The sequence below is a fragment of the Vibrio sp. 10N.261.52.A1 genome (assembly GCF_002876325.1).
In the GTDB taxonomy this organism is placed as follows: Bacteria; Pseudomonadota; Gammaproteobacteria; order Enterobacterales; family Vibrionaceae; genus Vibrio; species Vibrio chagasii.
The window spans coordinates 1-436 of sequence record NZ_MCYD01000686.1; the positions used below are offsets into that span (position 1 = coordinate 1).

At 45.0% G+C, this 436-nt stretch carries 1 protein-coding gene; it reads left to right on the forward strand.

All coding sequences use genetic code 11. The features are described 5' to 3' along the window. Positions 1-10: 10 nt before the first annotated feature. Positions 11-436, forward strand: a 426-nt coding sequence (locus BCT81_RS13345; RefSeq protein WP_347232109.1) for an ATP-binding cassette domain-containing protein, incomplete at its 3' end; no start/stop codon positions are given.

The following is a 436-nucleotide window of genomic DNA, read 5'->3' on the forward strand; positions in this document are numbered from 1 at the left end:
AGTAAAGAGCATCAACAAATCATACGGCGATATCCAAGTTCTTCACGACATCAGTTTTAACTGTGAGAGTGGCGAAACCTTGGTACTGCTTGGCCCAAGCGGCGCCGGTAAGAGTTCACTACTGCGTGTTTTGAACCTGCTAGAAATTGCTGATAACGGTGAGCTAGACATTGCGAATGAACAATTCGATTTTTCTAGCCAGATCCAAGAGAAGCAGGGGCTGAAACTTCGTCGTAAAGTCGGCATGGTTTTCCAACAATACAACTTGTGGCCACACATGACGGTAATGGAAAACTTGATTGAAGCACCAACTAAGGTTGCAGGCCTAGATAAGCAAGAAGCGATCAATCAAGCGCAAACAGTTTTGAAAACTTTACAGCTTGCAGACAAAGCAGACGCTTGGCCGTTACAACTATCTGGTGGTCAACAACAACGT